The organism is Campylobacteraceae bacterium, from assembly GCA_013215945.1.
Classification (GTDB): domain Bacteria; phylum Campylobacterota; class Campylobacteria; order Campylobacterales; family Arcobacteraceae; genus NORP36.
The window spans coordinates 32,138-40,994 of record JABSOM010000020.1; the positions used below are offsets into that span (position 1 = coordinate 32,138).

At 28.7% G+C, this 8,857-nt stretch carries 10 protein-coding genes; 8 read left to right on the plus strand and 2 right to left on the minus strand.

Annotated elements, in window-relative coordinates; genetic code table 11:
- Window positions 1-5 precede the first annotated feature (5 nt).
- The 8 genes from HRT41_15655 to HRT41_15690 all read left to right on the plus strand — a co-directional run bounded on the left by HRT41_15655 (window position 6) and on the right by HRT41_15690 (window position 6,281).
- Window positions 6-485, plus strand: a complete 480-nt coding sequence (locus HRT41_15655; GenBank protein ID NQY25457.1) for a hypothetical protein — start codon at window positions 6-8, stop codon at window positions 483-485.
- The gene (locus tag HRT41_15660) at window positions 485-1,015 is read left to right on the plus strand and encodes a flagellar basal body-associated FliL family protein (GenBank protein ID NQY25458.1); all 531 of its coding nucleotides are present in this window, start codon (window positions 485-487) and stop codon (window positions 1,013-1,015) included. The genes HRT41_15655 and HRT41_15660 overlap by 1 nt, the downstream gene beginning before the upstream one ends.
- Before the next feature lie 9 nt (window positions 1,016-1,024).
- Complete coding sequence (locus HRT41_15665) at window positions 1,025-1,489, plus strand: hypothetical protein (protein ID NQY25459.1); 465 nt, start codon at window positions 1,025-1,027, stop codon at window positions 1,487-1,489.
- Window positions 1,476-2,180 carry a flagellar basal body L-ring protein FlgH gene (locus tag HRT41_15670; GenBank protein ID NQY25460.1) on the plus strand — a complete coding sequence of 235 codons (705 nt, stop codon included), beginning with the start codon at window positions 1,476-1,478 and terminating at the stop codon, window positions 2,178-2,180. The genes HRT41_15665 and HRT41_15670 overlap by 14 nt, the downstream gene beginning before the upstream one ends.
- 58 nt (window positions 2,181-2,238) lie before the next feature.
- On the plus strand, window positions 2,239-4,185 hold the full coding sequence (locus HRT41_15675) for a flagellar hook-associated protein FlgK (protein NQY25461.1): 1,947 nt from the start codon (window positions 2,239-2,241) through the stop codon (window positions 4,183-4,185).
- A 10-nt stretch (window positions 4,186-4,195) separates the two neighbouring features.
- Window positions 4,196-5,608, plus strand: coding sequence for a flagellar filament capping protein FliD (fliD, locus tag HRT41_15680; GenBank protein NQY25462.1), 1,413 nt, complete (start codon window positions 4,196-4,198; stop codon window positions 5,606-5,608).
- 68 nt (window positions 5,609-5,676) lie between these two features.
- Window positions 5,677-6,033, plus strand: coding sequence for a flagellar export chaperone FliS (fliS, locus tag HRT41_15685; protein NQY25463.1), 357 nt, complete (start codon window positions 5,677-5,679; stop codon window positions 6,031-6,033).
- A complete protein-coding gene (locus HRT41_15690) occupies window positions 6,009-6,281 on the plus strand; it encodes a hypothetical protein (protein ID NQY25464.1) in 273 nt (90 codons plus the stop codon). The genes fliS and HRT41_15690 overlap by 25 nt, the downstream gene beginning before the upstream one ends.
- On the opposite strand, the gene tilS is transcribed toward HRT41_15690, so the two are convergent.
- Together tilS and rimO are read right to left on the minus strand one after the other, a co-directional pair.
- A complete protein-coding gene (tilS, locus tag HRT41_15695) occupies window positions 6,265-7,248 on the minus strand; it encodes a tRNA lysidine(34) synthetase TilS (protein NQY25465.1) in 984 nt (327 codons plus the stop codon). The genes HRT41_15690 and tilS overlap by 17 nt on opposite strands.
- Window positions 7,248-8,582, minus strand: a complete 1,335-nt coding sequence (gene rimO, locus HRT41_15700; protein NQY25466.1) for a 30S ribosomal protein S12 methylthiotransferase RimO — start codon at window positions 8,580-8,582, stop codon at window positions 7,248-7,250. Before rimO ends, tilS begins: the two co-directional genes overlap by 1 nt.
- Window positions 8,583-8,857: the final 275 nt, after the last annotated feature.

The window sequence follows — 8,857 nt, forward strand, 5'->3', positions numbered from 1 at the left end:
AAACATTGAAATTTATTATAGTATTAATCTTAAGTGTTACTTTTCTTTTTTCTGCATCTAAAAGTGCTAATTTAGAAAAAGAAAAAAAAGAAGTTATTCAATTAAAAAAAGACTTGAACCAATTTTATACAAAAAAAGAGAATGAATATCAAGATCGTAAAAAAGAATTGCAAGTTATTTTATCAAAAATTAAAAAAGAAAAAAAAGCTATACAAAATATATACGATAAAAATATGCTTACATTAAAAAATATTAAAGGTGTTGTAGTAGGAAAAACAACAAAAATATATAATGGAATGAAACCAAAAGATGCTGCAAAAATTTTTAATAAATTGATTGAAGATGGAGAAATTGATGATGTTTTTGATATACTCTTAAAACTAAAAGAGAAAAAGACAACATTGATACTGCGCTTTTTAAGCACGGAATATTCTGCAAATATTACAAAAATGTTACAAAATTATAATATAACTAAAGGCAAATAATGGCTGAAGAAGAAAAAGAAGCAAAAAGTGGTGGAAAAGGAATTTTAATAGTATTAATAGCATTAATTGTTATTTTATTATTAGCTGTTGTTGGTGGGGGATATTTTCTATATACGGAAATGAATAAAGCAGCTAATCCTGGTGGGGCTATGCAAGAAAAAACAGTTATGAAAGCAGATGCAAGTGGCGAAAAAGCTAATTTTCAAGCTGCGATTAATGATTTGGTTTTAAATATCACTAATGCTAAGGGCAGAGAAAAGTTAATGAAATTATCGTTTACTCTCAAAAGTTCAGAAGAAACAATTGAAGGTTTAATTGAAGAGAATAAAGCTGAAATTGTTGATGTTGTTATTGCTCAAATTTCAGCACGTTCATCTGAAGAATTGTTAACTGTTGGTGGAAAAGCTTTATTAAAAGAAGAATTATTAGAAGAAATTAATTCTGTAATTAACGAAGCAACCTCTGATAATTCAGATATAAAAAGAAACAGTGTTAAAAAATTGTTTTTTACATCTTTTGTAATTAAGTAGGATAAAAAAATGATAGTTACAGTCAAACGCTCAAAAAACAAAAAAATGCGAATATTATCCTTCATTGCTTTAGGAATAATGTTTTTTGCTTATTATAATTATATGAGTGAAGAGTATGGACAAGATCCTAAACAAATGATTGTAGAAAAAAAAGTAGATTCTTTAAAACTTCAAAAAAGCAAATTAGCAAAACGTTTGGAAAAAGTTATTTATAAAGAAATTGAAGCCAGCATCGATTTAATTGGACAAGAATATATAAAACAAGTAAAAGTAGTGAAAAACAAGGTAGTAATTATTACTGAAGCAGATACTAATATTGATGCTATTACTGTTAGGTATGGAAGTATTGCTTTGGTTAAAAAAAGTAAAGAAGATACCAAAATTGCAATTGATATTAAATACATTATTGATGCAAAATACAAAAGTGATTTACATATAAGAAAAAGTACTGAGATGAAAAATGATAAAAAATAGCATTCTTTCTTTTTTTACACTTATGTTGCTTCTTGGATGCACCAGTCCTGAAAAAATAAATTTTGATAAACCAATTATCCAAATTCCTAAAAAAATGCCAGCTCCTATAAATAACAAAGGATCTTTGTACTCTAGACAAGGTGCTTCTTTATTTGCTGATAAAAAAGATTTACAAATAGGGGATATCATACAAGTTGTGATTGCAGAAGAATTAAGTGGAGATACCAATAATTCAAGAGATCTTTCTCGTTCCAATAAGAGTGGTTTTGGAGGTGGTGTAGCTGCTCCTACTACAGGAAATACACTAAATGATAGAAGCCAAGGTTTTGTTGATAAATTTAATAAAAACTTTGGTTTTGGAATTTCTACTGAGTCTAGTTCTGCTTTTAAAGGGAGTGCTAAATCTTCTTTAGATGAAAGTTTTAATACAACAATATCTGTAATTATTGAAGAAACTTACCAGAATGGTAATTATTATATCAAAGGTGGCAAAGAAATGTTAATTGATGGACAAAAACAAGAAATAAAAATATCTGGAATTATCAGACCTTATGATATCAGCACAGATAATTCAATTTCATCTTCACAAATTGCCAATTTAAAAATTTTGTATATAAAAGAAGGGGATGAAAAAAATGCTGTTCATGTACCATGGGGAACAAAGGTCTTAAATATAATCTGGCCCTTTTAATCTAATTTTAAGAAATGTAATGTAATAATTAGACTAATTATATTGTAAAGGAGTTAAAATGTTATCATCATTAGGTACAGCATTATCAGGTTTAAATGCTGCAAGAATTTCAGTTGAAAATATTTCTAATAATATCGCAAATGAAAATACGCCTGGCTATAAAAAACGTACTGTACAAATGAATGAAATGAATTCATTAGACTCTATAATCGCTGGACAGGGTGTTAATATTGGTGGCATCAATCGTGTTGTTAGCCAATATATGTATGATAATATTATGGCAGAAAATGCCAAAAAAAACTATCATTCTACGATGGATAACATGTTAGCAGATATTGAATCTGTTTTTAAAGAAACAGATAACAGTGGTTTTACAAGCGACTTTAATAGGTACTTTCAAGCAGTAGAAAACTTACGCTCAAATCCAAATTCTCAAATATATAAAACGGATTTAAAAAACCAGGGTACAATAATAGTTGATACCTTAAACAGATTGTACGATGGTATTGAAGCTCAAGAAAAATTATCAGAAAACTCCTTAGAACGTGATGTTACTAGAGTTAATGAACTTCTAGAAGAAATGGGAAAAATCAATAAACAAATTGTAGAACAAGAAATTGCAAGTAATGCTTTATTAGATAGAAGAGACCTTTTAGAGATGGAACTTGGAACTTATGTTGATATTGAAGTTGACAGAAGTTCTTACGGTTATGAGTTAAGAATTGGTGGTTCAGTTGCTTTACGATATGGAGACAATGCAAGAACTTTTTCTGTTTTACAAGAAAGTGTAGCACAAAAAGATGTTTATTTAAAAGATGATGGACAAACATCATCTCTCGAGTTTTCAGAACCTGCTGGTGATCCTACCTTTGATGAAAATGATATTATTCGATATAAATTTAATAATGATATAGAAGTAAGTCTTCAATTTGGTGAACATGTTGATATGAATAATGATGGAATTGTTGATGCCGGTGAGACAGCAAATAATACAAATTATCTTCGTTTATTAACGCATAAAATAAATAATACAGAAGAACTTAAAGATACGATTACTGCATATAATGGAACCTATAAAGTAGATGCAGATGGAAATAAAACAACCAATGATTCAAAAGATAATTATTTATTAATTGAAGCTGACGTAGGAGGACCAGAAGGAAGGTTTGATGGCAGAATTGTAATTGAAGAATATGATGATACACCCTTAGATGTGACAAATTTGGAAGCTAAAAATACTGTGTACCAAGACGAATACCAAAGTAAAATTGGTTCAATTACTATTGATATTCAATTATTTGACAGAAGTATTAATGTTACTTCAGGTTCTATTAAAGCCTATGTTGATAACTTACAAACAGAATCAGGTGCTAATAAATTCCAAGAATATAAAGATCAACTGGACCAATTTGCAAAAACACTTGGCGATATGACATCTCAGTATATTAAAAACGATGACGGAACCTATTTATATGGTGAAATGAGTATAGATGGCAATGTAAATCCTGATGGTTCACTTGTTACTAAAGATGCTTTTTATATTGGGAATATTACTTCAAATGACCCCACTCCAGATGGTTTATTTTCAGGTTCTGATGTAAGAAGTATGCGTTTTAATGAAGGTATTGTTGATTATTTAGATCAAGATAAACTTGATTATTTGTCTAAATTACAGTGGAAAGATGATATATCTTTTAAAGATGGTAGTCAAGGAACATTAACCCAAGCAGGAATACTGGAAGATCCTACTGCAACATCGTTTACTGCTTTTTTTCAAAAATTAACTTTAGATGTTTCAAGTGACAAAGAAAGTAATGCTTTTTTATTAGAAACACAAAAGACAGTTATTTTTTCTCTGGAAGAATCGTATAACCAAATTGTAAAAGTAGATAAAGATGAAGAACTGTTAGATTTAATAAAATATCAAGCAGCTTATGCTGCAAACGCAAAAGTAATTACAGCATTGGATGAAATGATTCAGGTATTACTTGGTATTAAAAGATAAGGAGTAGGTTATGGCTGATGGAGTATTAGGATTAGGTGCTGGAGGTTCTGGATTAAGTAGTGAATTACTTGAAAAATTAAAAACAGCAGATACCGCTTCGAAAATAAATCCTATTGAAACCTCAATAGAAAATATTACAAAAGAAAGAGAATCAATTGCAACCATTACAGAGAAATTAGATGCTTTTTATGAAGCAGTTAAACCTTTGGATTTATTTGTAGCTGGTGGAAGTAATGCGTTTACGCAAATTTCTGTTAACTCTCAAGGAGATTCTGTTTTATTTGATGCCGAAGATATTAATTCACTTAAACTAGGAACAACTACAATAGAAGTTACAAGCTTAGCTAAACAAGATGTTTTTCAAACAGCAACATTTGGTGCTGCTGGTGATCCTATTACTGTGGTACCTGACAGTAAAATTACGATTAGTTATATGGAAGATGGAAGTCTTGTTGCTGTTGATTTTGATACAGTAAACCAAACGTATCAAGAGCTTGCGGATGCAATTAATTCTAATGAAAAATTTGAAGCAGCAATTGAACAAGTAGGAAACAATGATTTTAGAATTATTATTAAAAGTAAAGACTTAGGTGAAGCTAATAAACTTACAATTACTGATACAAACCTAGGTACTCCAGATGATTTAGGTTTGGGATTAGCTGAGAACTATGTTCAAGTTGGTTCTGATTTGGATGCTACAGTTAATGGTGTTAATTATGTTTTAAGCACGAATGATATTACTTTATCTAATGGCCTTAAAATAACAGCTTTAAAAGTAGACAGTGATGGCAGTAGTTCTACTATATCAATCGGTAGAGATAATTCTTCGGTTGAGGAGGTTCTTACAAAGTTAGCAACCAGTTATAACGCGTTAGTTGCTGCTGTGGATTCTGAATTATACGACAGTAATTCTAATATTGATGATAAAGCATCTTTACGTAATATGATGACAGGAATTAAAGATTTTTTGTTTAATAGCTATGGTTCTACTGATGATGGTTCAGGTGGATATGTTTCTGATAAATCTATTTTCAATTATGGATTTGAATTAGGAAAAGATGGTTCTTTAACAGTTAATTCTGAAGATCTAAATAAAGTAATTTCTGATGATTTTGAAGGTTTAAAAGATTTATTCATTGGAGAAGCGGGTACAAATGCAAGAGGGCTTGGGACTCAATTAAAAGAGCATATAGATTTTGCCATTAATTCAAGTACAGGTGGTATTCTTAATTCTTATATCGCTCTTATGGATACAAGAGAAACTGCACTAAAAGAAGACAAAGAAAAAGCAGTAGAGTCTTTAGATAACAAATATAAACAAATGGCACTTGAATTTGCCGCTTATGGTGGAATTATTGCTAGGTTTGAAGGTTCATTTTCTGCACTTAGCCTTATGATTTCACAATCTGTTTCAACTGGTTAAGAGATACATGGATTTTTAAGTTAATGTGTAATATAATAATTTTGAAATTAACGATGGAGAGTATATAAATGGGTATTGAAGCCTACAATCAACAAAATGCAGTTAGTGATGATCCTTATGTATTGATTTTAAAATTATACGAAGGTTTACTAAAATATCTGTCTTTTGTAAAAACTGCAATGGAAAGTGGTGATATTGAATATAAGTTTAATTATATTAATCGATCAATTGCTATTTTTGATGAATTAAGATCAGTACTTGATTTTGATGGTGGAGAAGTTGCACATTATTTAGATGGTTTATATCTTTACCAAATAGAAACTCTGTTCTCAGCAGGTGTTGATGATAATGTAAATGCAGTAAATCAAGTTATGAAAGTAACTCAAGGATTATTAGAAGCATGGAAAGACGAAACAGGTCTTTAAAAGCCTTAAAAGAACTTAAGACTATAAATTATCTTGATGAAAAAGAAAAAGCCGAGCATTTAAAAAAATGGTGCGAAGAATATCTTATCGAGCAAAGTATTGAAGATTTTGATTTAGAATTATCAGATTTGGAACAATTATCTGAACTTTTTTTTAGAAATATTCATTTTCTAAAAGACTTTAAAGAACAAATACGTAAAGAACTAATTGAAAATAAAAAACTAAAAAAGTTTATCTTAAACTCTTAAGAATATTCTCTAAAGAAATATCTTCTTTGTATATATAAGCTCTAATATTAGCAGGTATTTTTAATACTCTACATTTTTCTTTGAATTCTTTTGGCATTGTTTCTTTTGTTTCTTTTGCAATGTAAATAAATTTTTCTTCAATTGAAATAGAAAAACAATGTGAAACTACTAGATCTTTTTGTTTTAAGATTTCATCTCTTTGTTTTTTACTTAATAACAAACCTCTTTTTTTTAAACTGTAATCTATTATTCGTATATTTAAATTGTCATCGTTTAAATTTCTAAATATTTCTAAGTCTTTTTCTTTGAATAAAGCTTCTTTATTAATTTTTAAAGAAGATAAATCTTTATGTAGATATAAAAAACTTTTTTTCACTCCTTTTTCATACTTGTTTAAAAAAGAAGTAGAAAATTCATGCCTCATTTTATTTCTTGTATACTTTGAACTTAGATTACTTTCATCAATAAAATATTTAAAAGAATTCTTATTTAAGTATTCTAGTAAAGATTTTTTAGAAACATTCAAAAGAGGGCGTGTTAAATAATAGTTTTCTTTTTTTTCATTTTCATTTATTCCTAAGATTTCTAATAAACCAGCTCCCTTACTTAATTGCATTAAAAACCATTCCAGTTTGTCATCTAATTGATGTGCAGTAAATAAACGTTTATAAGAATGTTTTGAAATTAGTTCTTCAAAAAAAGAGTATCTAATATTTCTTGCTTCTTGTTCAAAGTTTGATTTATCATCTAAAAAAACATTCTTTATAAAACATTTTTTGTTATATTTAAGGGCAAGTTCTTGAGCATAAAGAATTTCTTTTTTACTTTGTTCACGTATATTATAATTAACAATAGCTAAATCAAAAGGGATATTATTTTCTAAAAGTATAAAGAATAAAGCACTTGAATCAATACCCGCAGAAAATGCAAGCAAGTTTTTATTGGTATTAAATTCAAGTTTAATCATTATCTAAGTGCAGTGGCCAAAAGTTTATCACCTGAAAGTTCAGTGATTTTTACTGTGTATTTTTTTCCAAAAGTAAGTTTCCCATTTGTTTCATTATCATTAATATAAATTTCACCATCAATATCAGGAGCCCAAAGCATTTTTCTTGCAGAGAGTAAATATTCATGTTCATCGCTTTCTCCATCAACATATACTTCAAAGGTTTTGCCTACTTCTTTTTCTAGAGATTCTTGCGTTTTTCTTGCTATAATCTCCCCCAAGATATCTGCTCTTTTATCAATGGTTTCTTGATCAACTTTATCATTACTTGTAAATGCTTTTGTTCCTTCTTCATCAGAATAAGAAAATACATTGGCCCTGTCAAAACCAAAATCTTCTACATAAGCACATAACTCATTGAAGTCTTCTTCTGTTTCTCCTGGATGACCAACTATAAAAGTAGTTCTTACAAAAGAGTCTTTTGTTTTTCTCATACCTTCCATTAATTCTCTTAAGTGTTCAACACCTTTTCCTCTTTTCATTATTTTTAATAATGATGAGGAAATATGTTGTAGCGGCATATCAAAATAGTTTACAAAGTTTTTAGAATTTTCTATACTTCTAATTAAATCTAAATTGGTTGTAGAAGGATATAAATATAAAATACGTGCACTGTTAATCTCATCTAATGTATCTATTTCTTTGATTAATTGTTCTAAACCATTTTTAATTCCTAAATCTCTTAAAAAAGAAGATGAATCTTGTGAAACAAAGGTAAAATCATTGTAACCCTTTAAAATTAAGTTTTTTACTTCTTTGATTAATGAAATAAGTGTTCTTGAATGAAGTTTACCTTTAAAAGATGGAATTGCACAAAAAGAGCAGACCTGGTTACAGCCTTCACTTAGTTTGATATACGCATGATAAGATGAACCAGTAATTACTCTCTCATTATCTTCGTTGGCTAAAAATACTTCATTTGTAAATGATGATCGTTTCTCATTTACCAGTTGATCAATTTTATCGTAATCACCAACCCCTGTAAAGATATCAACTTCTATTAATTCTTTTTGCAAATCATCTTTATATCGTTGGGATAAACATCCAGCCATTACTAACACGGAGTCTTTTTTTCTAAGATCATGTAAGTCAAGTAAAGTATTAATACTTTCTTCTTTTGCAGAATCAATAAAACCACAGGTGTTAACTATTAATACATCTGCAATACTAGAATCGTCTGTCATTTTATAGTCTTTAAGTTTACCTAACATGATTTCTGAATCAATTAGGTTTTTTGTACAGCCTAAAGATACTAAATGTAAAAATTTGGTAGGTTTTTGTATTGTAAATTTCATTCTTTGCCTCGTAACAAGTTTTTAAGTTTACTTGTATATTTTTGAAATTTTAACATAAATTTAAGTATTTGCATAATATCTCTTATTAATAGGATGTACTAGTAAAATTTTAGCTTCTTACAAAGAGATCAAATATGACATAAAACACGAATTCAAACATTTAAGCTACATTTATGTTTATGCCCTTGACAAAGTTCATAAAACCTCCTATAATTCCCGTCCAAATCAAGTGTGACACTTTAAACTGACACGTGAGAGACTGGATGATCTTTAAC